This window comes from Rhodoferax sp. GW821-FHT07G04 (genome assembly GCF_059418585.1).
In genome coordinates this window covers 1,228,270-1,252,022 of the sequence record NZ_JBWKQD010000001.1, presented here as the reverse complement: position 1 = coordinate 1,252,022, position 23,753 = coordinate 1,228,270, and the positions used below count along the sequence as shown (strand labels likewise).

The window sequence follows — 23,753 nt, the reverse complement described above, 5'->3', positions numbered from 1 at the left end:
TTGCCTGACTTGCCTTACTCTTGCCGCATGATATTCCGATTCAACCGGGCCAAGGCAGCCAGTCTGCTCATCGCACTCGCGGCGATGCTGACCGGGCTGGCTTTGCTCTGGCTGCCGGCGTGGCAAAGCGTTGAAAAGCGGGGGTTCGACGTGTTGTCGGTGGTGACGGCGCCTGGCACCTCGCCACTTCCCATTATTGTGGTCAGCATCGATGATGCGTCGCTGGCCGAGATTGCGCATCCCTGGCCCTGGCCACGGTCTTTGCATGCCGGACTGATTGACAAACTCAAAGCGGCGGGCGCGGCCGTCATTGCCTTTGATGTTTTGTTCTCGTTGCCAACCCAACCGGCCGAGGACCATGCACTGGCCCAGGCCATTGCCCGGGCCGGCAACGTCGTGCTGGCTGCAGGGCTGGTGCGCCAGGAGACGCCGGCCGGCACCCTGTGGTCCCGGCAAGAACCCTTGACAGCATTGCAAGCGGCGGGGGCGCAGGTTGGCATCGTGAACTTGGCATTTGATAGCGATCTGGTCCTGCGCCGCGTGCCAACGGATGAGGACGCGTTCTGGCGGCGCATCCTGGTGGGCCTGCGCCGGGCACTGCCGGAGCAGGAGTTGCCAGGTGCCGTCAGTGAAGGCGATCTGATCCGCTACGTGGGCCCGCCCGGCGCATGGCCGACCTTGCCCTACTACAAGGCCCTGGAGCTGGAGAAGCATGTCGACCCCAAAGATTTCGAGGGCGCCGTGGTGATTGTGGGCCGGTCTACACGCTCGGCCACGGAGATTGGTCTGGCGCAGGGCGATCTGTTCTCCACACCCCATACGCGCTTGACCGGCGAACTGATGCCGGGCAGTGAAATCCACGCCAACATCCTCGACAGCGTCATCCGCCAACGCGCCATTCGGCCGGTTGCTATCGGCTTGCAAATCGCACTGTTGCTCACACTCGCCCTGCTCTCCACGGCGGCCTTGCGTTTGCGTCAACGCTGGCTGGCGTGGGCTGCGGTCACGCTACTAGTCTGTGTGGTTCCCGCGTTGGCCTGGGCGCTCTTCGCCGCCGACAACGGGTGGCTGCCGGTGGGCGCACCTATCGTTGCGGTGGGCGTGGTGGTGGCGGGCCACGCCATCCAGGCGGCGTGGGTCACCCGGCGGGAGCGGGACCGTGTGCAGAAAATGTTTGCACTCTACGTGCCGCCCGAGTTCGTCAAGACCCTCATCGCACACCCCGAGCGGGCAGGGCTCGGTGGTGACACCCGCCACCTGACGGTGCTGTTCTGCGACCTGCGGAGCTTCACCACGCTCTCCGCGCAGATGGCACCGGCCGACATCACCATGGTGCTCAACCGCTACTTCACCTGCATGACCCAGGCCATCTTCTCCCATGGTGGCACCGTGGACAAATTTATCGGCGATGCGGTCATGGCCTTTTGGGGCGCGCCCCTGCCGGATGCCGAGCAGGAGCGCCACGCGATCCAGGCCGCCGTCGCCATGAAGGACGCGCTGGTGGCGCTCAATGGGGAGCTGGTCGCCCAGGGCAAACCGCCGTTGCGCCTGGGCATTGGCATCCACAGCGGTGATGCACTGGTGGGCAATATGGGAGCTGAGAGCCGGCTCAGCTACACCGCCATTGGCGACACGGTCAATGTGGCGTCGCGCCTCGAAGGTGCCAACAAGACCTTGGGCACCGAGATCATGCTGTCCGCCGATACAGCCCGGGGTGCGCCCGGCCTGCCTTTGCGTATGCTCGGGGCCATCCGCGTCAAAGGCCGCCCGCAGCCGCTGCAGGTTCTTACGCCGTGCGACCAGCCAGCGCTCTTAGAAGCCACCGATGCGGCGTTGGCGGCGCAAGGGCGTGGCGACATAGCTGCCGCCCGCAGCCATTGGCAACAGGTTCTGGCACTGGCCCCAGATGATGCGTTGGCCACGCTGGCACTCGAACGCCTAGCCGACGGGGCGTGGGACGGGGTTCTGGACACCGATAAATGAAACCCGCACGGAACCTTTCTTGCGACTGCGCTATCCTAGCCCCGTGACCCGCGTTTTCATCCTCGTCCTGCTCATCGTCTTGCTGCCCCTGCGGGGGTGGAGCGCAGAGCGCATGGCGGACCGTATGGCAACCACTGGGGCACCGACCACCCACGCCATGGGTGCCATGCCGGCAGATTGCCCCATGATGCAGATGGTGAAGGTGGGCTCCACAGACAAAGCGTCCACCGACGGCAGTGGCACCTCAACAACTCCCACTGAGCGGACTTGCCAGTCGTGCCAACTGTGCATGTCGCTGGCCACACATGAAACCCCCGCCGTTCAAGCGGCATCTCCCGCGCCGCAGACGGTTGCGGTGCACCGCGCCGACCGCTTTGCCAACGCCGACCTGGCACAGGCCTCCAAGCCCCCCATTTCCTGATCCGACAGCCGAACTACGTCCGCACGTTTCGTGACTGAGCGTGCGGGTCAATTCCCTTGGGCTTTTTTTCAACAAGCCCGCTGTTTGGAGAACAGTGAAATATGAAACCGCGTTTTAGAAAGGTCATGGTGGGCTTGTTGGCTACCCTGGCCGCGTTACCAGCCCTATGCGGCCCCATGGGCTTCAAAGGCAGTTGGATGGCCATGGGCGACCTGGGCCCCAACTGGCAAGAGGCTTTCGTCAACTACGCGCTGACGCCGCGCGACGCATTGGGCGTCTCCACGCTGTACATGCGCTCGGACGACGAGACCCGCACGCGCCAGGCTAACGAGGCGCTCTACACCCGGCTGGTCAGCCGCTGGAACATGCCCGAGGCACAGGCCAATGTCTGGTTCATCACCGGTGTGGGTGCCATCAGCGGCAACGACTTTGCCGGCACCAAGACGCTGGCATCGCCGGGCATACAGCTGGACTACGAGACCACGCGCTTCTACGCCTCCGCTGCCGCGCGGCTGTACCGTGCCGAAGGCATCAACCACGACTACGCGTCGGCCCGCATCGGCTTCTCGTTTTATGAGGCCGACTATGACCAGGTGCAACCCTGGTTTGTGGTGGAGGTGCGGCGCATGCAGGGCCTGTCAGACAAGACCGAGGTCACGCCCATGCTGCGCCTCATCCACAACCGCTACTTCGTCGAGCTGGGGGCCAACAGCGCATCCCAGGTTCGCGCCAACTTCATGTACACATTTTGATTTTCGGAGCACACGCCATGAAAAAACTCATCATCTCCCTCGCGCTGGCCATTACCGCGCTGCCATCCTTCGCCGCTGCTGCAAACACGCTGAAGATCACCGTCAACGGCATGGTCTGCGCCTTCTGCGCGCAGGGCATTGAAAAGCGCATATCCAAAATGGGCGCTACCAAAGAAGTGTTCGTAGACCTGAAAAAGAAGACCGTCGCTGTGGAAGCGAGAGAAGGCCAGACGCTGGACGGCAAGGCCATCACCGCAGAGATAGTCGATGCCGGCTACGACGTCGTCAAGCTGGAGCCCGTGGGCCAATCGGTGGCCGAGATCAAGGCCGAGCTGTTGAAAGGCCGTAGCAAATGAGTAGCGCGGACGGTCTGATGGAAAGCCGCGGCAGCTTCTGGTCCTCCGTGGCCAGCCTGTTCGCCACGTCCAGCACGCTGGTGTGCTGCGCCATACCCGCGCTGCTGGTGGCACTGGGCGCGGGCGCGGCGCTGTCGTCGCTGGTGTCCGTCTTCCCGCAGGTGGTGTGGCTCAGCGAGCACAAGGTCGGCCTGTTCATCTTCGCCGGCCTGATGATGGCCGCCAGCGGCGTACTGCAGTGGCGCAACCGCACCGCCCCATGCCCCACAGACCCCACGCTGCGGCAGGCCTGCCTGCGCACCCGCAAGGTGTCTGCCGTGGTGTATGGGGTCAGCGTGGTCTTCTACGTGATCGGCGGCTGGTTTGCGTTTGTGATGCCGTGGCTAGCAGGTGACTGAGACAGTGCTCTAAGAGAAATCTGGCGCTAGCCCTCGTCGGATATGCATTTACCGCTATCAATTGAATAGTGACCTCCGCCGTTCCTAGCATTGCCAGGCTGGCGGAGGAACGCTTCAGTGGTTGCGTCTCTCCCAATTGCCGGGCATAGTCGCTAGCGCCCGAAGCAATGACATGAAGCGGTCACGTTCGGTCAATAGACTCCGCCCGCCCTACCCAATGGGCGTCGGGCCCTGTTGATTTGACAGGTGGCAATCGATGCACCGCGACCAGGGCCATTCGTCAACTCACTCTTAACTGGAGATAGGTCTCTCTTATGAAGAAACTTCTAGGCTTTACCATCGGCTTCGCTTGCGCAGTGAGTGTGTTCACCGCGCAGGCTAGCGAGCAGAGCAATTGCAGCGCGGCAGCGGGCACATTCCTCACAGGCACGGTGGTCAGCGGCCCAACTTTTCAAGCTGCATCCACTACGCTGAAAGGCGTCAAGCTGTCGCACACCCATGTCAAGCTGCGCGCTGACCAAGACGGCAAAACCTACGACGTGGCGATGGACAACGTTTTTGCGGTGGACTATGTGAAGAATTCGTCGGCGATACCAAAGTCTTTGGCGGCCATCAAGCAGAACACCCGCCTGGAGTTGTGTGGTGAGCCTTACACCAGTGGTGTCGGCATTCACTGGGTGCACACCAATTGCAATGCTGCCCCAAAGACCACGGCACCCAACGGCTGGGTGAAATTGTTTACCAGCGGCAGCAACGTAGGTGCAAACCTTGAGCGTAGCCAAACCTATTGCTACCTTTGGAACTGACAACCACTACGGGGTCTTGCAGGCATCGCGGGTCATGTCTTGACCTGCTTTTAGGCTGCTTTCGATTTGTTGCGGACTGAGTTCTTCGCCAAAGCGGGCCGCCAGTTGTGCAGCAGACAACGGCGCCCGACGGGTGCGGGCCTCTGCCACTAAAAAGGCAGCGGCGAGGCCCACGTTGCGCTCACCCAAGTCCCCTGCATCCCAAGCATTGGCCAATAGTCCCATGGCGTAGGGGTCACACTGGGTCACGGCGCTTTTCAAATGCCGGAGTGCCTCTTCCTGCCAGGTTTTCAGTATGGGGTCGTCACTGTTGAGGTTGTCCAGCGAGCGACCGTAGGGGCCCTCGATATAGAAATCAACCTGTGCCTCCGATAACCCAGAGCGTGCCGCCTGCGACAGAAAGCCCAGTCGCTCCTGAACTTGCGCTGGGCTCACCTGGGCGCAGAGCGCCGCCAAGGCTCGCCGCTCCTGCAAGAATGGCGCACGGTCTTCCGGCAGGTTGAATGGCGGAATGGGTTCGTTGCCCACAGCACACACCGACTCCGCCTTGTAGACCTCGTAGGCGGCATGTGCATCACCGCGCCGCGCTGCGCCGACATGCTTGTCGATGTATTGCGCGGCGGTGAGGCCTTCGAAATCCAGTGTCCTTCCATTGCGACCATAGAGTGGACCGATCCCTGCAAGGCTCGCATCAGCCGACGGCAGGGCTGTCTTGGGCTGCCACTGCGAGTGGGTGGATTTTGGACCAGGCGGCGCATTGCTGGGTGCCGTTCTCGTCGGCTTGGGAGCGGTAGATGGCGCGCCAATCGCTATCGGCGATTCGTCTTCGACAAGACACAACAGCCAGATCGCGGAGATTCCCAGTACGGTGGCTATACCCAATAGGCCCAAGCGATTCATAAGGTGTGTAGGTGCCGCTGAAGGCCTTCCATTGGCATGCTACGCCGCAGTGAATTATTCGGCACAAATGCTTGACGGTGCAAGCCCCTCGCTGTCGAAAGACAGCACCGCCTTGCCAAGCGGGTAGGTCAGAACCCAGATGCCATCGAAGTCATCGTCCGCCCAGTCGGGTGGGGAAACCGCACCCAGCGCTCTTGCCAGGCTTGGTATGTTGGTGTGATTCCACACCATCAGCACCGTACCGGTCTTCTGGTGCACGCTGTCTGCGATATCGGAATAGGCGTCGCCGGCGAAGGCACTGTTCACAGTCAAGTTGTCACGCACCGCCAAGGGGGCTATGGTCTGGAACATGCGGGCATGCTTGGTGGCGTTGCCAGTGCCCAGCGCGGGGACATAGGAGAAGGCCGGTTTGCCAAATTTGCGATGCAACACCGCGGGCAGTTGGCGTGCACGGTTTTCACCCTGGCAAGTCAGGTTATCCCCGGCCTTGGGCTTTTCTCCATGCCGAATAATGATGACCTTGAGTTCTTGGCTGGGGTCATTTGCGGCCATGCACGGAAGAGCTACTGCTGCAAGCCCATACCCAAGCAAGTAAAACAGTGTCTTCGTCATATGAAGTGCTCCCAGAAGGCTGCGCAGTCGTGGGCACAGTGGTATGCGCATGCGCTGGAGGATGTGGCGTGCAGAGATGACGGCGTCAGGACTGCAAAGCATACGCAGGTCCAGTGACGGAATTGTTTCACTGCCGACGGTTCTCAGCCTCCCCGGGCCGTGGGTTCTTTGCTTGCTGTCAAGGGCAGCGCACCGTGTTGCCCGCAGCCAGCTGGCAGGCCTTGCCATCCTCACGGACCAGCCCGGTGCCCTGCTGCTTGAAGTAGCGCTGGCCCGCGTCGTCCGAGCATTGGTTGCCACTGCAGGTGGTGATACGGGGCGGCCCCATAGTCCGCACGCTGGGGGAGAGGCGCACAACAGGCGGCTCGGCCTTCACATCCGCCCCATGGCAAATCGCGATCTGCCGCGCCTTGTCCTTGGCATAGGCGGCCGTACGCTCCACGCTGCGCACGCACTCGCGCAGGGTTGCATCCGTGATGCCGCTCTGGCGCTGGCTGGCGCCTGCCGTGCGGCACGCCGCATACAGCTCGGCCCGGACTTCTTCGGTGGCGGCTTGGCGCTCCACATCGCGCGTGCAGTTGGTATACGCGGTCTCGTCGCTCTGGGCCTTCTGCGCCTCCTGCTTCGCAGCCTCGGCAGCCTGGGCTTGCGCCTGCTGGCGAACGTTGGCCTCAGCCGCTGCGTGCTCACGCTGTGTGGCTTGCACGTGCGTGGCGGCGGCCTTGTCCTTTTGCGCTTGCTCCCGCAGCGCAGAGCCGTCCAGTGTGTTGGCGCTGGTGTCAATGGGGCGTGCCGACTGCGTGCTGTCCGGGCAGGCGACGTTGCTGTAGGTGATCTTGCCGTCGGCGGCGGTGCATTTGAAGGTTTGGGCTTGGGCGGGGGAGCAAAGTAGGGCGGCCAGTGATGCGCCAATCAGCAAAGAGAGTTTCATTTATCCGTACCTCCAATGATTGGCAAACAGAATAGGCAGTCAAATTTCGGCAATAGCGACTGTGTAGCTTCCGTCGATCTGTCGAGTCGCCTCTAGCAATTTCAGCGTAGACACACGAGATTCTAAGAATTGGCCAACTCAGTCGGCAGAACGGACGCATAGGTTTTGAATTGTTTCCAAAACTGAATTTCGTAAATGGCACTAATACCGTCTTCGGGCAAAGCAGCACGACGAACAACTATCCCAGGCTGCTGTGCGTATTCTTTACCGTACTGTTCGACGAATTCCTGCACCTGTTTTGAGCCTGCTTCTGATATCGCGTAAAAATCAAATTTGTACGGTGGCTCGATGAACTTTCCATTTTCAAGATGTGTTATTCCGCGTACAACTTTTTCAGTTATTCGTTGAAAGTGCCTCGCGGGAATCAGTAACCCCACACCGCTTCCGGTAGGACGGTTCCATCTCTCCCCCAAGTTTGGGTATATGCCCTCACTTGGAATGAGTGGGCCATCAATTAATTCAGATCCAATGCGTTTCGCCAAGTTGATACGAGCATTCTTATCGGCCTCGCTCTTAGCAAATTCAGGCTGCATTGACCGCATTGCCTTCTTGACAATGCTGCTAGATGCTGAGTCATTTGGATCTAGACATAGAGCCACTCTGACAAAGAATTCTTGTTCAATTGCTCCGAGCTCGCTGTTGCAAGTCTTGCAACTGGGAACTTGCCATTTGAATAAATTCGGCGTTGTCGTATCGGGATACCACGACTTTGGAAACACGTGATCCCAATTTCGATGGTCAAAATGACCAAGGCAATGAACACATTTACCGGGGCCGGGCGGTCTTGCCATAGTTCAAAGGTAGTCTATTCATGCCTGAAGGTCGCCGGGGTTTTCGCAATGAAGGTCGCGCGGCACATGTGGCACATATTAATCCCAAGAATTAGAAGAAGAACAAAAAACCCGCGATGCCGATAGGCATGCGGGTTTTGCAATTGTCTGAAACTAGCGGGATGGTCCCGCTGACAGGAATCGAACCTGTATCTAGCACTTAGGAGGCACTCGTTCTATCCATTGAACTACAGCGAGACTGGCGACATTGTAAGGGTGCCGCCAGGGCCGAAATTACTTGGTGAGGTGCCGCATCGCCTCTTCCAGCCCCTTCAGCGTCAGCGGATACATGCGGTTGTGCATGATCTGCTGGATGACGCTGATGCTCTGGCGGTATTGCCATACGCCCTGGGGCTCGGGGTTGATCCACGCGAACTTGGGGAAGGCGTGGATCAGGCGTTGCAGCCATTCGGCGCCGGGCTCAGGGTTGTTGTATTCCACGCTGCCGCCGGGTTGCAGAATCTCGTAGGGGCTCATCGTGGCGTCGCCGACGAAGATCAACTTGTAGTCTTTGTTGTACTTGCGGATGATGTCCCAGGTCTCAAACTTCTCGGCAAAGCGGCGGCGGTTGTTCTTCCACATGAAGTCGTAGACACAGTTGTGGAAGTAATAGAACTCCAGGTGCTTGAATTCGGTCTTGGTGGCGCTGAAGAGTTCTTCCACGCGGGCAATGTGCTCGTCCATGGTGCCGCCCACGTCCATCAGCAGCAGCACCTTGACATTGTTGTGGCGCTCGGGCCGCATCTTGATGTCCAGGTAGCCCGCATTGGCCGCCGTCTTGCTGATGGTTTCGTCCAGGTCCAGCTCGTCCTCATGGCCTTCGCGGGCAAACTTGCGCAGGCGGCGCAGCGCCACCTTGATGTTGCGTGTGCCCAGCTCCTGGGTGTCGTCGTAGTCCTTGTAGCTGCGCTGGTCCCAGACCTTGACCGCGCTCTTGTTGCGGCCCTTGTCTTGGCCAATGCGGATGCCCTGGGGGTTTTGGCCATAGGCGCCAAAGGGGGACGTGCCGCCGGTGCCTATCCATTTGCTGCCACCTTCGTGGCGTTCCTTCTGCTCTTCAAAACGCTTTTTCAGCGTCTCCATCAGCTCGTCCCAGCCCATCTTCTGAATCTTGGCCAGCTCTTCGGGGCTGAGGTTGAGCTCCAGGTTTTTGCGCAGCCACTCCAGCGGCACTTCCTTGGTGAAGTCGGCCACCATTTCTATGCCTTTGAAATAGGCGCCAAAGGCACGGTCGAACTTGTCGTAGTGCTTTTCGTCCTTCACCAGCGCGGTGCGGCTCAGGTAATAGAAATCGTCGATCTTGTAGCCGGTGGGCTCGCTGTCGTCATCAGGCTCAGGTGTCTTGGGGCCGACCACGCCTTTTTGCAGCGCCTCGATCAGCGTCAGGTATTCCTTGACCGATACCGGCAGCTTGGCCGAACGCAGGGTGTAGAAAAAATCAAGCAGCATGGTGGTGTGCTCCTTTAGTCCTTGTTCGCATCCGACTGCCGCGCGCGCCAGCGGCGGGCCAGTTGCAGACCGATGCCGCCGCCAACGCCCGACAGCAAAATGCCGCCCACGCTGCCGTTGCCGTAGCCGGGCTCAAAGATGTTCCAGCCCAGCAGCTGGCCGGCCCCAAAACCGACCAGTGCGCCGCCGACAAAACCGATGGCGTCGGACAGGCCTTCCAGTAGCAGCTTGTTGGTCATAGTAGCGTAGCGTGTGGAGCTATCAGCGGTTGTTGCGCTGCATGAACATCAGTTTTTCGAACAGCGTGGTGTCTTGCTCGTTCTTCAGCAGGGCGCCCACCAGCGGGGGTACGGCCATCTTGTCGTCCTTGGTCTGCAGGGCGGTGGCGGGGATGTCTTCGGCCAACAAGAGTTTCAGCCAGTCCAGCAGTTCGCTGGTGGAAGGCTTTTTCTTCAGGCCGGGCAGGTTCCGCACGTCGAAGAAGGTCTTCATGGCGGCGCTGAGCAGCTCTTTCTTAATGTTGGGGAAGTGCACGTCCACGATGCTTTGCATGGTGGGCGCGTCGGGGAACTTGATGTAGTGGAAGAAGCAGCGGCGCAAAAAGGCGTCGGGCAGTTCTTTTTCGTTATTGGAGGTGATGAACACCAGCGGGCGGTGCTTGGCCTTGATCAGCTCGCGGGTTTCGTAGCAGTAAAACTCCATGCGGTCGATTTCGCGCAGCAGGTCGTTGGGGAATTCGATGTCGGCCTTGTCGATCTCGTCGATCAGCAGCGCCACGGGCTGGTCGGCGGTAAAAGCCTGCCACAACACGCCCTTGATGATGTAGTTGTGGATGTCCTTGACGCGCTCGCCGCCGTCGATGTCAGACAGTTGGGAGTCGCGCAGACGACTCACTGCGTCATACTCATACAGGCCCTGCTGGGCCTTGGTGGTGGACTTGATGTGCCACTGCAGCAAGGGCATGCCCAGTGCCTGGGCCACTTCCTCGGCCAGCATGGTTTTGCCGGTGCCGGGCTCACCTTTCACCAGCAGCGGGCGCTGCAAGGTGATAGCGGCGTTGACCGAGAGCATCAGGTCCTGGGTGGCGACGTAGTTCTTGGTTCCGTGGAATTTCATGGTCTAGGGTGCACTGGGCGCAGGTGATAGGGCAAACATGCAGCACGGCGGCTGCGCTGGGCGTGAAACGCTGGTCTATATAATCCAGCCTAGATTTTCATCACACATTGTCTGATTGTCCTTGCAAAATGAACAAACTGTTGCTGCCCGTTTTAGCCGCCATTGTCGCTTCGGTGACCACTTTCTCTGCTTTTGCAGAGGAGATCAAGGGAGATGCCAAGCAAGGTGAGACAAAAAATGCAATGTGCATTGGCTGCCACGGCATCATCGGCTACCAGGCCAGCTTCCCCGAAATCCACAAGGTGCCCAAGATCTCCGGCCAGGGTGCCAAATACATCACATCGGCGCTGAACGCCTACAAAAAGGGCGAGCGTAAGCACCCCTCCATGCGCGGCATTGCCGATTCGCTGACGGACCAAGACATTGCGGACTTGGCCGCTTACTACGAATCCAGCGGTGTGGTGGCCGGTGCTGCAGCACCCGGCAAGGCCGCTGACGGTTCTGCCAAGGCCATGGAACTGGTTGCCAAGGGTGGCTGCGTCTCCTGCCACGGCGACAACTTCAGCAAGCCCCTGGACCCAACCTATCCCAAGATCGCCGGCCAGCACAGCGACTACCTGTTTGTGGCTCTGAAGGCCTACAAGGCCGAGAAGAACCCCCAAGTGGGCCGTGGCAACGCCATCATGGGCGGCATGGTCAAGCAGTTCACCAATGCCGAGCTGAAAGAGCTGGCCAACTACATCGGCAGCCTGCCCGGTGAGTTGAAGACGGTTCCTCAGAGCGAATTCCGCCTCAAATGAGAACCTGCACCTGAGCAAAAGCCGCTGACCTCGTTAGCGGCTTTTTTTTCGTCAAAAATTCTTTTCGTTATGCAAAATATTGTCATCGTGGGCGGGGGCGCCGGCGGCCTGGAGCTGGCCGTGCGCCTGGGTAACAAACTGGGCAAGCGCCAAAAGGCGCGCATCACGCTGATCGACGCGGCCAGCACCCATATCTGGAAGCCGCTGTTGCACCAGGTGGCCGCCGGCACGCTGGACAGCCATGCCGATGAGCTGGAGTACTTTGCGTTGGCCCGCAAACACCATTTCGAATTCCGCCTGGGCCGCATGGATGGCCTGTCGCGCGCGCAAAAGCAGGTATCGCTGGCACCGTCGGTGGACGAGGATGGCAACGAGGTGCTGCCGCGCCAGACCATTGCCTACGACCAACTCGTCATCGCCCTGGGCAGTCAGACCAATGATTTCGGCACGCCCGGCGCCCGCGAGCATTGTGTGATGCTGGACACGCCAGTGGCGGCCGAGCGCTTCCACCGTCGGTTGATCAACTCGTGCCTGCGGGCCCAGGCCCAAGCCAAGGCGGCGGGCGAGGGGCGCTTTACCGTCACCATCATTGGTGGTGGTGCCACGGGCGTGGAGCTGTCGGCCGAGCTGCACATGACGACAAAGATTCTGTCGTCCTACGGCCTGCGCAATTTCGACCCCGAGAAGGATTTGAAGATCGTCATCGTGGACGCATCGCCCCGCCTGCTGCAGGCGCTGCCCGAACGCCTGTCCAGTGCAGTGGCGTTGGAGCTGCGCAAGCTGGACATCGAGATCCACACCAATGAAAAGGTGGTGCAGATCTCCAAAGAGGGCGTGCAGATGGCCAGCGGCAAGTTCATCCCCAGCGGCATCGTGGTCTGGGCGGCGGGCATCAAGGCGCCAGACTTCTTGAAGGACATCGACGGCCTGGAGACCAACCGCATCAACCAGTTGGTGGTGGGCCGCACGCTGCAGACCACGCGCGACCCAGCGATCTTCGCGCTGGGTGACTGCGCGGCCTGCCCGCAGGGCGAAGGCCAGCCCCTGGTGCCGCCACGCGCGCAGTCGGCGCACCAGCAAGCCTCGCTGCTGGCCAAGTCTTTGGTCCGCCTGCTTAAGGGCAAGCCGCTGCCGGAATTCACCTACAAGGACTACGGCTCACTGGTGTCGCTGGGCGACTACAGCACCATCGGCAGCCTGATGGGTGCCATCGCCAGTGGCTCGGTGTTCATCGAGGGCTACATCGCCAAGTGGATGTACTGGTGGCTGCACAAGCACCACCAGATTGCGGTGAATGGCGCGTTTCACACCTGGCTGACTACGTGGGCCGAGACCATCAACTGGGCCAAGAATCCGCGCATTAAGTTGCATTAAGCACGACCGACCGCCAAAAAGCCTGGGCGGCAAGGCGTTCTGCGCAGGTAAAGGGGGAGCCCGCGTAGCGGGCGGAGCAAAGTGTGGAGACTGGGGAGCAGAGCGCCTTGCCGCTCAGGCGCTCAATCCCTTGTCGCCTGCCGCTGTACGCAGGCGATGTAGGCGTCGCCATCCGGCGGCCTGCCGGCCTGCTGGCTCTCCCACAGCATCTTGCCTAAACACTCCATGGCCTCGTGGTGGGCGGTGTGCAGAGAGTTGCGCTTGTGGGTTAGCAGCTCCACGGCCTGGCGTATGCCGCGGGGCTGGTCTATGCTGCACTGTTCGCTGATGGACAGGTGCATGGACAGGTGCAAAAACGGGTTGGTGCGGCCCTCTTGCACTTCGCCCATGCTGGCCAGTGCGACGTCTACATCGGCAAAGTCCTGCGCGTATTCCGGGTGCTCGTCCATCCACTGGCTTGCTATGGTTTCAATAGCTTCCAGCGTAGTGCCGGCGCGGGCTTTGGCATAGACGGAGCAGAAGAAGCGGCGCACATCGGCCTGGGATGGACTGAACATGGCGCAAGCTTAGCATGGCCCCCAAAACCCGCGCTTCAGGGCGTGATCAGGGAGTAAAGAGCAGGCCGTAGTCCTTGGCAAAGGTGTTGCAGGCGGCCAGCATGCGTTGGCGCTGGCGGTCCACATCGCCGGGCTTGCTGCAGCCAAAGTGGGCGTCGTTGCGGGCATACCGCGCCAGTGATTCGGACACGCACCAGGCGTCCACCGCCGTGGCGCTGGCCACCGCGCGCAGCGAAGGGCGCCGCGTGTGGGCCTTGTAGTGCACCCAGCGGGCCAGGCGGTTGGCCAGGGCCTTGGATTTGCCAATGCTGCGCACCAGGGGGCGGTCGGCAATCATGGGTGCAAAGGGACGGTTGACGGTGGCCAGCCAGTCTTTCCACTTGAATTCGTTGAAGCGGTGGGCCAGTATGCAGGGCGCCCAGGGTATGGCCATGGCGTCGGCGCAAATGGCGCCGTGCAAGGATTCGGCCATGACCTTGGAGCAGGCACGGGTCTGGGCGATCACCTCGCTGGGCGAGAGGCGGGGATTGATGGCCACCATGCCGGCGTTGGCGGCCACCTGCACCCAGTCAAAGCTGTCCCAGGTGCGGTAGTGGGGGATCAGGCCTATGGGGCCACCTGGCGTGCCGCCACAGCCGGCCTGCAACTCGGGCCACAGCACGGCGGGGTCGCCCAGGGCCAGCTCGCTGGAAAGGCCGAATTCGTGGGCCGACAGCGGGCCGCGCACCCAGCGGAAATCCCAGTTGGGGTCGGGCAGGGCGGCGCTGGCCTCACCCAGGCCGGAGCCCAATACAATTTTTTTCAACGAACGGTCGTGGCGGCCGTCCAGCAGGGTGCCAATACCGTAGACGAGGATGCCTTCCTTGCGCTGGGTCAGGTCGGGGAATAGCCGGTCCCACACCATGGTGTTGAGGGCATCGCCAAAGTTGCCACCGTCAATCGGGCAGTATTTGATTTGCATGCGGGGCAGTATCGAAGGCCGCATTACGGGAACTGTTTCCGATCTGTGAAGTGCGGGTAAAGATTGTTGGAACCGTCGTCCGCCAATCCGATCTGAGCGTTAATAGTGTTCCTGCGGACTCCGCAAATGCGTATTTCTAGACCGATTCAGAGGTGTGTTTGTATGAAATCGATTCTTGCCTGGACCCTGGCGGCAGCCACCGCCGTATTGGCGGCCCTGCCGGTGGCCGCCTCGGCACAACACGTCAGCGTAGGGTGGCACGGTGACATCCGGGTGTTTGAAACCCACGATGCGCGCCACTGGCGCTCGGGCGGGTGGCGCCACGGTTGGCACGGTGGCCGCAGCGGCTGGTGGTGGGTGGTCGGCGGTGCCTGGTACTTTTACCCCCAGCCGGTCTACCCCTATCCCGACCCCTACCGTCCACCAGTAGTCGTTGTTGAGCCGGCGCCGGTCGTGGTGCAAGTACCAGCCCCCGCCCCCGTTGTTGTGCAACCTGCTCAACCGGCCCCTGTGGTGCAAGCCCCGCAGCAACAATTTTGGTATTACTGCGAGGCCGCCAAGGGCTACTATCCCTATGTGGCGTCTTGCCCTAGTGGCTGGAAAACCGTGCCGGCCACACCTTCTGGAGCACCCCAATGAAAACCTCTACCCCTCGCTTGCATTTGGCTGTATTGACGCTGTGCCTGGCGGGCCTGACCGGCTGCGCGGTGGCACCCCAAGGCCCCCGCGTCGCGGTCATGCCCACACCGGGTAAACCGCTGGATCTGTTCGCCCAGGAAGACCAGTATTGCCGGGGCTATGCCCAGCAATCCCTGGGGCCTGAGACCCCGAACAACGACCGGGCGGTGGGCGCTGCCGTGGTGGGCACCATCCTTGGTGCTGCTGTGGGCTCCGCCATGAGCGGTCGCCACCACAACAACACAGCGGCTGGCGCTGCCACCGGTCTGCTGATGGGTACAGCCGTTGGCGCCGGTAACAGCGCGGCCGACAACCAGAGTGCACAGCAGCGCTATGACATCGCCTACCAGCAGTGCATGGTGTCCAAGAATAATGTGCCGGCGCAGCAATACGGCCGCCCATCCGGCCGCGTGGTCTATGTGCAGCAGCCGGCCCCGGTGGTCGTAGCACCGCAACCGGTGCAGCCGGCGCAGCCCTATTACCCGCCTCCACCTCCCCCACCGCCTCAGTAAGATGGGGTTGGAGAGGGGGCTGCGGGCCGAATCAGGCTCTGCGGGCTTGGTTGTTGCCTCGCTCCTTGGCCATCTGCTCTTCGAGTTGCAGGCGCCCTTGCTTGACGACCGAGATCAGCTTGGCCCGGTCTTTGTAGTGCGGGTGTAGCTGCTCAAACAACTCCAGGTTGTGCTGGCGGAACACGGCAATGGTGCTCTGGGCGGCCTCGGGCGCCTGGCCCAACAGCTCCAGCACGCTGCGGGCGCTGAGCAAACTGGCCTCGAACAGCTCACGCTGCACCAGCATCACGTCGCGGTCGCGTAACTGGTTCCAATGCGTCACATCACGGGCCCGGGCCACGATCTGCAATTGCGGAAAGTGCTCGCGCGCCAGGTCCACGATCTCCAGCGACTGCTCCACGTCGTCTACCGCTACGACCAGGATCTTGGCATGGGCCGCACCGGCAGTGCGTAGCAAGTCCAGGCGGGTGGCGTCGCCGTAAAACACGCGGTAGCCAAAGCTGCGGGCGGCCTCGATCATCTCGGCATCGTGGTCCAGCACCGTGCAGGCATGGCCCTGGGCCAGCAGCACGCGCGATACGATCTGACCGTAGCGGCCAAAGCCGGCGATCAACGTGGGGGCGTTTTGCTGTTCCGAGATTTCTTCCAGTTGCGGCACACCGCAGTTGGCGTAGCGGGGCAGCAGCAGCTTGTCGATGGCGACCAGCAGCAGCGGGCTGACCAACATGGACACGGCCACGGCGCCAATCAGCAGTGACGCGGTCTGCGCGGGCAGCACGTTGGCGCCGGCCGCTGCCTGGAAGACAACGAAAGCGAACTCACCGCCCTGGGCCAGCAGCAGCGTGAACACGGGTCGCTCCTGGAAGGGCAAGTCCATCAGCCGCGCCATCGTGAAGATGACCACGCCCTTGACCGCCAGGAAGCCCAGCACGACGATGGCCATTTGCAGCGGCGCTTCGCGCAGCACGCCCAAGTCCACGCCCATGCCCACGGCGATGAAGAACAGGCCCAGCAGCAGGCCCTTGAAGGGCTCGATATTGGTCTCCAGCTCGCGCCGATACTCGCTCTCGGCCAGCAGCACGCCAGCCAAAAAGGCGCCCAGCGCCATGGACAGGCCGACGATCTGCATCAGCGCGGCAATGCCCACCACCAGCAACAGCGAGGCGGCAGTGAAGATCTCAGGTGTCTTGCTGCGCGCAATCCAGCGCAAGAGCGGACGCAGTGCGAGCCGCCCGCCAATGATGATGCCGGCGATGACTGCTACTATTTTGATAGCTTCCTGTGCACGTTCTGCGAGGGCTACCGGCTCATTTGGCGTAAGCGACCCGCCCAAAAGGGGCAGCAGGGCCAGAATCGGGATGGCCGCCACGTCCTGGAATAGCAGGATGGAGAAACCAGCCTGGCCGCTGCCGGTGGGCAGCAGGTTGCGTTCGCCCATGACCTGCAGCGCAATGGCCGTGCTGGACAGGGCCAGGCCCAGGGCACCCACCAGGGCGATGGACCAGGGCACGCCCAGGGCCTGCGCGGCCAGGAAGAGCGCAGCGGCGCAGCCTGCCACCTGGGCGCTGCCCCAGCCAAAAATGGGGCGGCGCAGGCTCCACAGGCGCTTGGGCTCCAGCTCCAGCCCGACCAGGAAGAGCATCAGCACCACGCCGAACTCGGCGAAATGCAGAATGTCCTGCACATTGGTCACAAAACCCAGGCCCCAGGGGCCTATGGCGATGCCGGCTGCCAGGTAGCCGATGATGGATCCCAGGCCCAGGGCTCGGCTGAGGGGCACCACGATGACGGCGGCGCTGAGATAGATAAAGCTGTTGATTAACCAAGTGGGTAGATGTTCCATGGCGCTAACATAGCATTACTCAAACATTGGGAAGGATTTAGCATGCCCATCGTAGTTGTAGCCAATCCCAAAGGCGGCGTCGGCAAGTCCACGCTGTCCACCAATATTGCCGGCTACTACGCATCGCGCGGGCATGCGGTGATGCTGGGCGACGTGGATCGCCAGCTTTCGTCCAAGCTCTGGCTGGGCCTGCGCCCCCCGGCCGCACGGCCCATCACCAGTTGGGAAATCGACGCCGATGCCATTGCCAAACCCCCCAAGGGTACGACCCATGTGGTGCTGGACACGCCGGCCGGCCTGCATGGCAAGCGGCTCAACGAGGTCGTCAAGATGGCCGATCGCATCGTCGTGCCGCTGCAGCCCAGCGTCTTCGATATCTTTGCCACCCGGGCCTTTCTGGATGAACTGATCCAGAGCAAGCACGCGACCAAGACGCAGATTGCGCTGGTCGGTATGCGGGTGGATGCGCGCACCATTGCGGCCGACCATCTGCACGAGTTTGTGGCGCAAGTGGGGGCACCGGTGCTGGGCTATCTGCGCGACACACAGAACTACGTTCATCTCGCAGCCCGGGGCCTGACCTTGTTTGACGTGGCGCCCGGCAGGGTCACCAAGGACCTGGAGCAGTGGCAAGAACTTTGTCGCTGGCTTGACAGCTAACGGGACTGCCTGGCCCTACAGTGGGCGCATGAAAACCATCCAAACCCTGGCAGAAATGCCGGCCCTGATCGGGCAAGAAGTCGTCGTCAGCGACTGGATCACCATCACCCAAGAGCAAGTCAACCTGTTTGCAGAAGCCACCGGCGACCACCAGTGGATTCACGTGGATGTGGAGCGGGCCAAGGCCGGTCCGTTTGGCGCGCCGATTGCACACGGCTTTTTGACGCTGTCGTTGCTGCCGCGTTTCTTTGAGTCGTCGTTCCAGGTCGCCGAGACCCGCATGGGCGTCAACTACGGTCTGAACAAGGTGCGCTTTGTATCACCCGTGCCCGTGGGCAGTCGCCTGCGCGCGCGCATGAAGCTGCTGGCTTGCGATGCCATCGACAACAAGGGTATGCAAATGACCTGGGAGGTCACGACCGAGCGCGAGGGTGCCAGCAAGCCGGTGTGCGTGGCCGAGTCGATTGCGCGGCACTACCCCTAAGGCGGTTCAACCTGCTTTGAAGCCGTTCTGCCGCCAGGCCTCAAACACCGTCACGGCTACGGCATTCGACAAATTGAGGCTGCGCTGGCCCGGCACCATCGGCAGCTTGAGGCACTGCGGCGGCGCAAAGTGGGCGCGCACCGCGTCGGATAAGCCTCGCGTCTCTGCCCCAAACACCAGCCAATCACCGGGCTTGAAGGCGGTGTCGAAAACCTGCCCCGTGCCCTTGGTGGTCAGCGCAAACAGCCGGTCCAGCACCGGCTGTTCCGCGTCCAAAAATGCCTGCCAGTCGGTGTGGACTTTGAGCGTGGCGTACTCGTGGTAGTCCAATCCGGCGCGGCGCATGTGCTTGTCGTCCATGGAAAAGCCCAGCGGCTCGATCAGATGCAGCGCGCAGCCGGTATTGGCCGCCAGGCGGATGACATTGCCCGTGTTGGGTGGGATTTCGGGTTCGACGAGGACGATGTTAAACATGGCCGGTATTGTCGCCTTTTATAAAATCAGGCTACAGCCCTCGTCAGTATTTATTGAGGCGCTATGAATTTGGAAGCAACCTTCGAAACTACTCGGTTCGCGCCAGTACCAGCGCCGTGATATGGGCCACTCCGGCCACCCGCAGCACGCGTGCCGCTGCGTGCAGGGACGCACCGCTGGTCATCACGTCGTCCAGCAGCACCACGCGCTTGCCCTTCACGCGGTGGTTCTGCAGTGGGTCTATCGCAAATGCATCCTCCACGGCACGCAGGCGTTCGCTACGCGGCAGCGTGCGTTGCGGCGGCGTGTCGCGCACGCGCAGCAGTACGCCGTGGGCCAGTTTGTGCGGATCCAGTGCACGGGCCATCACATGGGCCTGGTTGTAGCCGCGCTCACGCAAGCGTTCCTTGGACAGCGGCATGGGCAGCAGCACATCGGCGGCATCCAACGCAGGCTCCACCCAGGGCGCGGCGCGCAGCAGCGCGGCAAAGCTGGATGCCCAACCGGGCTGCTGGTGAAACTTGAAGTCCGCCACCAAGCTGGACCAGGGGTAGGCATAGGGCAGGGCGGCCAGGCAGGTGTCCAGCGGAGGCGGGTGGACGATGCAGGCGCCGCACTGCTGCACACCGGGCGCGACCGGCAGGGCGCAGGTGGGGCAGCGGGCCACGGGCTGGGCAAACGCAGCCACACAGGCCTCGCACACGCGGTGGGCGGGCCAGGTGTGGCAGACGGCGCACTGGCTGGGCAGGCGTCTGGCAAGACCTTGGATCAGTTGGCGAAACACCGAACCAATATACTCGGGCCGCCGCTGGGCTCCAGCGCCTGCGTCCACTTCCCCATGTCTGCTAAAGCCTCCGCCCTGCCCCCCACCATCGCCCCCGCCGCAGCTGCCCGCTGGGCTGCGCGCCTGCCTTCGGCATCTCCCTGGCTGCACGAGGAGGTGGCGCGCCGCATGGAGGAGCGCTTGCAATGGATGACGCTCAAGCCCGAGAGCTGGTTGCATTGGGAGCCGGTGCGCGGCGGGCTGCAAGCCCATGCGCTGTTGACCGCACGCTACCCCAAGGCTGACTGTTATGTGGTTCCAGCCCTCGCAGAGCATGCGCAGGTCGCTAGAAAATTGATAGCACCAGCCTGGTGGAGCCCCTCCCGCTGGACCGGCCCGGCGCTGCATTTCGAGCCGCCCGCGCAGCCGGTCCAGATGCTGTGGGCCAATATGGCCTTGCACATGGCTGCAGAACCCGAGGCGCTGATCGCTCAGTGGCAGAGTCTGCTGCAGCCACAGGGCTTTTTGATGTTCTCCTGCCTGGGGCCCGACACGCTGCGCGAGCTGCGCACCCTGTATGCCGCCCTGGGCTGGCCGCCGCCTTCGCACACCTTCACCGATATGCACGACTGGGGCGACATGCTGGTGCATGGCGGCTTTGCCGAGCCGGTGATGGACATGGAGCGCATCACGCTGACCTTCGCGACCCCCGAGCGCATGCTGGTGGAGCTGCGAGAGTTGGGCCGCAACCTGCATCCGCAGCGCTTTGCCGGGCTACGCGGCCGGGCTTGGAAGGCGCAATTGCTGGAACAGCTGGGCCGTTTGGCCCAGACGGATGAGCAAGGCCAGTTGCGCCTGAGCTTCGAGATCGTCTACGGCCATGCCTTCAAGGCCCCGCCCCGTTTGGCGGTGGCCAGCGAGACCTCGGTGTCGCTGGATGCGATGCGTGAGGCCTTGCGCCAAGGCCGGAAAAATGGCGCTTCCGGCTGATTTAGAGGCGTAGGGCCTCCCTAAGACCCTGATTTTGAGAGGGTTGGTCGGCTACAATACCCGGCAAACCGCGTTCCTGCCCTTCCTGTCTGCCCGTTGCATAGCGCACGGGCGGGAGCAGGTTTTTGCACTGTTTAATCTGATTCGACGAAGAAATGACCAAGATGAAGAGCATTTTCAATAAATTGGCTTCACTGCTCCTCGTGGCAGGCGCCTGGGCCGGTACCGCGGCATTCAGCCTGGCGCATGCGGTCAACGACCTGCCTGGCGGCCCGGCCGTCAACCAGTTGAACCTGCACCCGCCGGTAACGGCAATTGCCCGTGAGCAGGCCGGCCTGCACTGGTTCATGTTGATTTTGTGCAGCGTCATCTTCGTCGCCGTGTTCTCGGTGATGTTCTATTCCATCTGGAAACACCGCAAGTCCGTCGGCCATAAACCCGCGACCTTCCACGAGTCCGTGGTCGTCGAAGTGGTGTGGACCATCATCCCTTTCATCATCGTGATTCTGATGGCTCTGCCCGCGACCAAGGTCGTGGTGGCCATGAAGGACACCACCAATGCCGACCTGACCATCAAGGCCACCGGCATGCAGTGGAAGTGGGGCTATGACTACGTGCGTGGCGAAGGCGAAGGCATCGGCTTCATCTCCACACTGGACAACGCCCAGCGCATCCTGTCCGACGCCGGCGGCCCCAAGAAGGGTGAAGTCGCCCCGGACGACTACCTGCTGAAGGTGGACAACCCTCTGGTTGTGCCCGTGGACAAGAAGATCCGCATCATCACCACCGCCAACGACGTGATCCACGCCTTTGCGGTGCCTTCGTTTGGTATCAAGCAGGATGCGATCCCCGGTTTCGTGCGCGACACCTGGTTCCGGGCCGAGAAGACCGGCGACTACTATGGCCAGTGCCAAGAGTTGTGCGGCAAGGAGCACGCCTACATGCCCATCCACGTGAAGGTGCTGTCGGCTGAAGACTATTCCAAGTGGGCGGCCGGCGAGCTGAAGAAGATGGCTGCCAAGGCGGATGACCCATCTAAGGTGTGGGAACTGGCTGACCTGATGAAGCGTGGCGAAAAGGTCTACGCTGCGGCAGGATCCTGCTCAGGTTGCCACCAGCCTAACGGCAAGGGCGCCGGACCGATCAAGCCACTGGATGGCTCGCCTGTTGTGCTGGATGCCGACAAGACCAAACAAATTTTGGCGGTGCTGAATGGTCAGAACAATGGCGCCATGCCCGCATGGAAGGGTACCTTGAACGATACCGATATTGCTGCCGTGATCACCTACACCAAGAACAACTGGTCCAACAAGACTGGCCAGATCGTGCAACCGGCTGAAGTGGCGGCCCTGCGCAAGTAATTGCGGCGCCCCACCACCGACTGAACGAATTTAGTGAATTGAGAAGGAAACCAGGATGAGCGCCGTTCTAGACCACCACGACCACGCCCATGACGACCACCACGACCACCATGCGCCCACGGGCTGGCGGCGTTGGGTCTATGCGACCAACCACAAGGACATTGGTACCCTGTACCTGTTGTTCTCCTTTACGATGCTGATGATCGGCGGCCTGTTGGCACTGATCATTCGCGCCGAGTTGTTCCAACCCGGTCTGCAATTGGTGAACCCCGAACTGTTCAACCAGCTCACCACCATGCACGGCATCATCATGGTGTTCGGCGCCATCATGCCGGCCTTCGTGGGTTTTGCGAACTGGATGATCCCGCTGCAAATCGGCGCGGGTGACATGGCCTTCGCCCGTATGAACAACTTCAGCTTCTGGCTGTTGATCCCTGCGGGTCTGATGCTGGTGGGTTCGTTCTTCATGCCTGGCGGCGCCCCCGCAGCCGGCTGGACGCTGTACGCACCGCTGACCCTGCAAATGGGCCCCAGCATGGATGCCGGTATTTTTGCGATGCACATCCTGGGCGCATCGTCCATCATGGGCTCCATCAACATCATCGTCACCATCCTGAATATGCGCGCTCCTGGCATGACGCTGATGAAGATGCCGATGTTTTGCTGGACCTGGTTGATCACTGCCTACCTGCTGATCGCCGTGATGCCTGTGCTGGCCGGTGCTATCACCATGACGCTGACCGACCGCCACTTTGGCACCAGCTTCTTCAACCCCGCCGGTGGCGGTGACCCCGTGATGTACCAGCACATCTTCTGGTTCTTCGGTCACCCCGAGGTTTACATCATGATCTTGCCGGCCTTCGGCATCATCAGCCACGTCGTTCCCGCGTTCTCCCGCAAGAAGCTGTTCGGTTATGCCTCCATGGTGTACGCCACTTCTTCCATCGCTATCCTGTCCTTCATCGTGTGGGCGCACCACATGTTCACGACCGGTATGCCGGTGACCGGTCAGTTGTTCTTCATGTACGCAACCATGTTGATTGCCGTGCCTACCGCCGTGAAGATCTTCAACTGGATCGCGACGATGTGGCAAGGCTCCATGACCTTTGAGACTCCCATGCTGTTTGCCGTGGGCTTTATCTTCGTGTTCACGATGGGTGGTTTCACCGGCCTGATCCCCGCCGTTGCGCCTATCGACATCCAGTTGCAAGACACCTACTACATCGTTGCCCACTTCCACTACGTGCTGGTGGCGGGTTCCTTGTTCGCCATGTTCTCGGGCTTCTACTACTGGGCGCCCAAGTGGACCGGTGTGATGTACTCCGAAACACGCGGCAAGATCCACTTCTGGTGGTCGCTGATCGCGTTCAACGTGACCTTCTTCCCCATGCACTTCCTGGGTCTGGCCGGCATGCCCCGCCGCTATGCTGACTACCCCATGCAGTTCGCCGATTTCAATGCCGTGGCTTCGGTCGGCGCCTTCTTCTTCGGCACTGCCCAGCTGTACTTCTTCCTGTGCATCGTGTTGCCCGCGATGATGGGCAAGGGCCAAAAGGCCGCGCAAAAGCCCTGGGAAGCCGCTGAAGGCCTGGAGTGGGAAGTGCCATCTCCCGCACCGTTCCACACGTTTGAGACGCCACCCAAGCTGGACGCCACTGCGACCAAGATCATTGGCTGATGAA

Annotated in this window: 27 protein-coding genes and 1 tRNA gene; 15 read left to right on the top strand and 13 right to left on the bottom strand. The window is 61.5% G+C overall.

The annotated features are described in order from the left end of the window. Nucleotides 1-27: 27 nt before the first annotated feature. The 6 genes from AC07OO_RS05785 to AC07OO_RS05760 all read left to right on the top strand — a co-directional run bounded on the left by AC07OO_RS05785 (nt 28) and on the right by AC07OO_RS05760 (nt 4,716). Complete coding sequence (locus tag AC07OO_RS05785; RefSeq protein ID WP_495081099.1) at nt 28-1,983, top strand: CHASE2 domain-containing protein; 1,956 nt, start codon at nt 28-30, stop codon at nt 1,981-1,983. A gap of 43 nt (nt 1,984-2,026) precedes the next feature. Continuing rightward, a complete protein-coding gene (locus tag AC07OO_RS05780; RefSeq protein WP_495081098.1) occupies nt 2,027-2,404 on the top strand; it encodes a hypothetical protein in 378 nt (125 codons plus the stop codon). Nucleotides 2,405-2,505: 101 nt separating this feature from the next. Continuing rightward, nucleotides 2,506-3,156: a hypothetical protein gene (locus tag AC07OO_RS05775; RefSeq protein WP_495081097.1), complete on the top strand. Its 651-nt coding sequence runs from the start codon at nt 2,506-2,508 to the stop codon at nt 3,154-3,156. A gap of 17 nt (nt 3,157-3,173) precedes the next feature. Beyond that, complete coding sequence (locus AC07OO_RS05770) at nt 3,174-3,512, top strand: heavy-metal-associated domain-containing protein (RefSeq protein WP_495081096.1); 339 nt, start codon at nt 3,174-3,176, stop codon at nt 3,510-3,512. Beyond that, a complete protein-coding gene (locus tag AC07OO_RS05765; RefSeq protein ID WP_495081095.1) occupies nt 3,509-3,910 on the top strand; it encodes a hypothetical protein in 402 nt (133 codons plus the stop codon). The genes AC07OO_RS05770 and AC07OO_RS05765 overlap by 4 nt, the downstream gene beginning before the upstream one ends. A 314-nt stretch (nt 3,911-4,224) precedes the next feature. Beyond that, complete coding sequence (locus tag AC07OO_RS05760; RefSeq protein WP_495081094.1) at nt 4,225-4,716, top strand: hypothetical protein; 492 nt, start codon at nt 4,225-4,227, stop codon at nt 4,714-4,716. A 6-nt stretch (nt 4,717-4,722) separates the two neighbouring features. Here AC07OO_RS05760 and AC07OO_RS05755 read toward each other — a convergent pair whose 3' ends face one another. The 8 genes from AC07OO_RS05755 to AC07OO_RS05720 form a co-directional block, all read right to left on the bottom strand. Beyond that, complete coding sequence (locus AC07OO_RS05755) at nt 4,723-5,616, bottom strand: hypothetical protein (protein WP_495081093.1); 894 nt, start codon at nt 5,614-5,616, stop codon at nt 4,723-4,725. A gap of 54 nt (nt 5,617-5,670) precedes the next feature. Beyond that, nucleotides 5,671-6,279 (bottom strand): hypothetical protein, encoded by a 609-nt coding sequence (locus AC07OO_RS05750; RefSeq protein ID WP_495081092.1) that lies wholly within the window; start codon nt 6,277-6,279, stop codon nt 5,671-5,673. Between the two features lie 127 nt (nt 6,280-6,406). Beyond that, the gene (locus AC07OO_RS05745) at nt 6,407-7,159 is read right to left on the bottom strand and encodes a DUF4124 domain-containing protein (RefSeq protein ID WP_495081091.1); all 753 of its coding nucleotides are present in this window, start codon (nt 7,157-7,159) and stop codon (nt 6,407-6,409) included. A gap of 122 nt (nt 7,160-7,281) precedes the next feature. Continuing rightward, nucleotides 7,282-7,752, bottom strand: a complete 471-nt coding sequence (locus AC07OO_RS05740; RefSeq protein ID WP_495081090.1) for a hypothetical protein — start codon at nt 7,750-7,752, stop codon at nt 7,282-7,284. A gap of 420 nt (nt 7,753-8,172) precedes the next feature. Further along, nucleotides 8,173-8,247: transfer RNA gene (locus AC07OO_RS05735), tRNA-Arg, on the bottom strand. Nucleotides 8,248-8,283: 36 nt separating this feature from the next. Next, on the bottom strand, nt 8,284-9,498 hold the full coding sequence (locus AC07OO_RS05730; RefSeq protein WP_495081089.1) for a vWA domain-containing protein: 1,215 nt from the start codon (nt 9,496-9,498) through the stop codon (nt 8,284-8,286). A gap of 14 nt (nt 9,499-9,512) precedes the next feature. Continuing rightward, nucleotides 9,513-9,737: a hypothetical protein gene (locus AC07OO_RS05725; protein WP_495081088.1), complete on the bottom strand. Its 225-nt coding sequence runs from the start codon at nt 9,735-9,737 to the stop codon at nt 9,513-9,515. Between the two features lie 22 nt (nt 9,738-9,759). Then, nucleotides 9,760-10,614, bottom strand: a complete 855-nt coding sequence (locus tag AC07OO_RS05720) for an AAA family ATPase (protein WP_495081087.1) — start codon at nt 10,612-10,614, stop codon at nt 9,760-9,762. Between the two features lie 128 nt (nt 10,615-10,742). On the opposite strand from AC07OO_RS05720, the gene AC07OO_RS05715 reads away from it, so the two are divergent. Further along, complete coding sequence (locus AC07OO_RS05715; protein ID WP_495081086.1) at nt 10,743-11,414, top strand: c-type cytochrome; 672 nt, start codon at nt 10,743-10,745, stop codon at nt 11,412-11,414. Between the two features lie 69 nt (nt 11,415-11,483). Continuing rightward, a complete protein-coding gene (locus AC07OO_RS05710; protein ID WP_495081085.1) occupies nt 11,484-12,788 on the top strand; it encodes an NAD(P)/FAD-dependent oxidoreductase in 1,305 nt (434 codons plus the stop codon). 122 nt (nt 12,789-12,910) lie between these two features. Here the strand turns inward: AC07OO_RS05710 and AC07OO_RS05705 are convergent, their stop codons facing one another. Both AC07OO_RS05705 and AC07OO_RS05700 read right to left on the bottom strand, forming a co-directional pair. Continuing rightward, the gene (locus AC07OO_RS05705) at nt 12,911-13,345 is read right to left on the bottom strand and encodes a DUF1841 family protein (RefSeq protein ID WP_495081084.1); all 435 of its coding nucleotides are present in this window, start codon (nt 13,343-13,345) and stop codon (nt 12,911-12,913) included. Nucleotides 13,346-13,391: 46 nt separating this feature from the next. Further along, nucleotides 13,392-14,306, bottom strand: a complete 915-nt coding sequence (locus AC07OO_RS05700; RefSeq protein WP_495081083.1) for a glycosyltransferase family protein — start codon at nt 14,304-14,306, stop codon at nt 13,392-13,394. 162 nt (nt 14,307-14,468) lie between these two features. Here AC07OO_RS05700 and AC07OO_RS05695 point away from each other — a divergent pair, with 162 nt between their 5' ends. Further along, nucleotides 14,469-14,945 (top strand): hypothetical protein, encoded by a 477-nt coding sequence (locus AC07OO_RS05695; RefSeq protein WP_495081082.1) that lies wholly within the window; start codon nt 14,469-14,471, stop codon nt 14,943-14,945. Next, a complete protein-coding gene (locus AC07OO_RS05690; protein ID WP_495081081.1) occupies nt 14,942-15,496 on the top strand; it encodes a glycine zipper family protein in 555 nt (184 codons plus the stop codon). Before AC07OO_RS05695 ends, AC07OO_RS05690 begins: the two co-directional genes overlap by 4 nt. 31 nt (nt 15,497-15,527) lie before the next feature. On the opposite strand, the gene kefC is transcribed toward AC07OO_RS05690, so the two are convergent. Continuing rightward, nucleotides 15,528-17,339 carry a glutathione-regulated potassium-efflux system protein KefC gene (gene kefC / locus AC07OO_RS05685; protein ID WP_495081080.1) on the bottom strand — a complete coding sequence of 604 codons (1,812 nt, stop codon included), beginning with the start codon at nt 17,337-17,339 and terminating at the stop codon, nt 15,528-15,530. A 42-nt stretch (nt 17,340-17,381) separates the two neighbouring features. Between kefC and AC07OO_RS05680 the strand changes: the two genes are divergently transcribed. Both AC07OO_RS05680 and AC07OO_RS05675 read left to right on the top strand, forming a co-directional pair. After that, nucleotides 17,382-17,999, top strand: a complete 618-nt coding sequence (locus AC07OO_RS05680) for a nucleotide-binding protein (RefSeq protein ID WP_495081079.1) — start codon at nt 17,382-17,384, stop codon at nt 17,997-17,999. Between the two features lie 28 nt (nt 18,000-18,027). Further along, nucleotides 18,028-18,483, top strand: a complete 456-nt coding sequence (locus tag AC07OO_RS05675; protein WP_495081078.1) for a MaoC family dehydratase — start codon at nt 18,028-18,030, stop codon at nt 18,481-18,483. Between the two features lie 6 nt (nt 18,484-18,489). On the opposite strand, the gene AC07OO_RS05670 is transcribed toward AC07OO_RS05675, so the two are convergent. Together AC07OO_RS05670 and AC07OO_RS05665 are read right to left on the bottom strand one after the other, a co-directional pair. After that, complete coding sequence (locus tag AC07OO_RS05670) at nt 18,490-18,957, bottom strand: tRNA (cytidine(34)-2'-O)-methyltransferase (RefSeq protein ID WP_495081077.1); 468 nt, start codon at nt 18,955-18,957, stop codon at nt 18,490-18,492. Nucleotides 18,958-19,045: 88 nt separating this feature from the next. Beyond that, a complete protein-coding gene (locus AC07OO_RS05665; RefSeq protein WP_495081076.1) occupies nt 19,046-19,741 on the bottom strand; it encodes a ComF family protein in 696 nt (231 codons plus the stop codon). Nucleotides 19,742-19,795: 54 nt separating this feature from the next. On the opposite strand from AC07OO_RS05665, the gene AC07OO_RS05660 reads away from it, so the two are divergent. From AC07OO_RS05660 to ctaD, 3 genes are all read left to right on the top strand, one after another. Next, on the top strand, nt 19,796-20,710 hold the full coding sequence (locus AC07OO_RS05660) for a biotin synthase (protein ID WP_495081075.1): 915 nt from the start codon (nt 19,796-19,798) through the stop codon (nt 20,708-20,710). Between the two features lie 164 nt (nt 20,711-20,874). Further along, nucleotides 20,875-22,071, top strand: a complete 1,197-nt coding sequence (gene coxB, locus AC07OO_RS05655; protein WP_495081074.1) for a cytochrome c oxidase subunit II — start codon at nt 20,875-20,877, stop codon at nt 22,069-22,071. Between the two features lie 55 nt (nt 22,072-22,126). Then, nucleotides 22,127-23,749, top strand: coding sequence for a cytochrome c oxidase subunit I (ctaD, locus tag AC07OO_RS05650; protein ID WP_495081073.1), 1,623 nt, complete (start codon nt 22,127-22,129; stop codon nt 23,747-23,749). The last annotated feature ends 4 nt before the right edge of the window (nt 23,750-23,753 follow it).

Bases quoted from the DNA above. Each gene is read 5' to 3' on its own strand.
- AC07OO_RS05710 (WP_495081085.1), top strand. From the start codon at position 11,484: ATGCAAAATATTGTCATCGTGGGCGGGGGCGCCGGCGGCCTGGAGCTG.
- AC07OO_RS05765 (WP_495081095.1), top strand. From the start codon at position 3,509: ATGAGTAGCGCGGACGGTCTGATGGAAAGCCGCGGCAGCTTCTGGTCC.
- AC07OO_RS05720 (WP_495081087.1), bottom strand. From the start codon at position 10,614: ATGAAATTCCACGGAACCAAGAACTACGTCGCCACCCAGGACCTGATG.
- AC07OO_RS05725 (WP_495081088.1), bottom strand. From the start codon at position 9,737: ATGACCAACAAGCTGCTACTGGAAGGCCTGTCCGACGCCATCGGTTTT.
- AC07OO_RS05730 (WP_495081089.1), bottom strand. From the start codon at position 9,498: ATGCTGCTTGATTTTTTCTACACCCTGCGTTCGGCCAAGCTGCCGGTA.
- AC07OO_RS05675 (WP_495081078.1), top strand. From the start codon at position 18,028: ATGAAAACCATCCAAACCCTGGCAGAAATGCCGGCCCTGATCGGGCAA.
- coxB (WP_495081074.1), top strand. From the start codon at position 20,875: ATGAAGAGCATTTTCAATAAATTGGCTTCACTGCTCCTCGTGGCAGGC.
- AC07OO_RS05660 (WP_495081075.1), top strand. From the start codon at position 19,796: ATGTCTGCTAAAGCCTCCGCCCTGCCCCCCACCATCGCCCCCGCCGCA.
- AC07OO_RS05755 (WP_495081093.1), bottom strand. From the start codon at position 5,616: ATGAATCGCTTGGGCCTATTGGGTATAGCCACCGTACTGGGAATCTCC.
- AC07OO_RS05760 (WP_495081094.1), top strand. From the start codon at position 4,225: ATGAAGAAACTTCTAGGCTTTACCATCGGCTTCGCTTGCGCAGTGAGT.
- AC07OO_RS05690 (WP_495081081.1), top strand. From the start codon at position 14,942: ATGAAAACCTCTACCCCTCGCTTGCATTTGGCTGTATTGACGCTGTGC.
- AC07OO_RS05785 (WP_495081099.1), top strand. From the start codon at position 28: ATGATATTCCGATTCAACCGGGCCAAGGCAGCCAGTCTGCTCATCGCA.
- AC07OO_RS05740 (WP_495081090.1), bottom strand. From the start codon at position 7,752: ATGCAGCCTGAATTTGCTAAGAGCGAGGCCGATAAGAATGCTCGTATC.
- ctaD (WP_495081073.1), top strand. From the start codon at position 22,127: ATGAGCGCCGTTCTAGACCACCACGACCACGCCCATGACGACCACCAC.
- AC07OO_RS05770 (WP_495081096.1), top strand. From the start codon at position 3,174: ATGAAAAAACTCATCATCTCCCTCGCGCTGGCCATTACCGCGCTGCCA.
- AC07OO_RS05670 (WP_495081077.1), bottom strand. From the start codon at position 18,957: ATGTTTAACATCGTCCTCGTCGAACCCGAAATCCCACCCAACACGGGC.
- AC07OO_RS05745 (WP_495081091.1), bottom strand. From the start codon at position 7,159: ATGAAACTCTCTTTGCTGATTGGCGCATCACTGGCCGCCCTACTTTGC.
- AC07OO_RS05775 (WP_495081097.1), top strand. From the start codon at position 2,506: ATGAAACCGCGTTTTAGAAAGGTCATGGTGGGCTTGTTGGCTACCCTG.
- AC07OO_RS05700 (WP_495081083.1), bottom strand. From the start codon at position 14,306: ATGCAAATCAAATACTGCCCGATTGACGGTGGCAACTTTGGCGATGCC.
- AC07OO_RS05705 (WP_495081084.1), bottom strand. From the start codon at position 13,345: ATGTTCAGTCCATCCCAGGCCGATGTGCGCCGCTTCTTCTGCTCCGTC.
- kefC (WP_495081080.1), bottom strand. From the start codon at position 17,339: ATGGAACATCTACCCACTTGGTTAATCAACAGCTTTATCTATCTCAGC.
- AC07OO_RS05750 (WP_495081092.1), bottom strand. From the start codon at position 6,279: ATGCGCATACCACTGTGCCCACGACTGCGCAGCCTTCTGGGAGCACTT.
- AC07OO_RS05715 (WP_495081086.1), top strand. From the start codon at position 10,743: ATGAACAAACTGTTGCTGCCCGTTTTAGCCGCCATTGTCGCTTCGGTG.
- AC07OO_RS05680 (WP_495081079.1), top strand. From the start codon at position 17,382: ATGCCCATCGTAGTTGTAGCCAATCCCAAAGGCGGCGTCGGCAAGTCC.
- AC07OO_RS05695 (WP_495081082.1), top strand. From the start codon at position 14,469: ATGAAATCGATTCTTGCCTGGACCCTGGCGGCAGCCACCGCCGTATTG.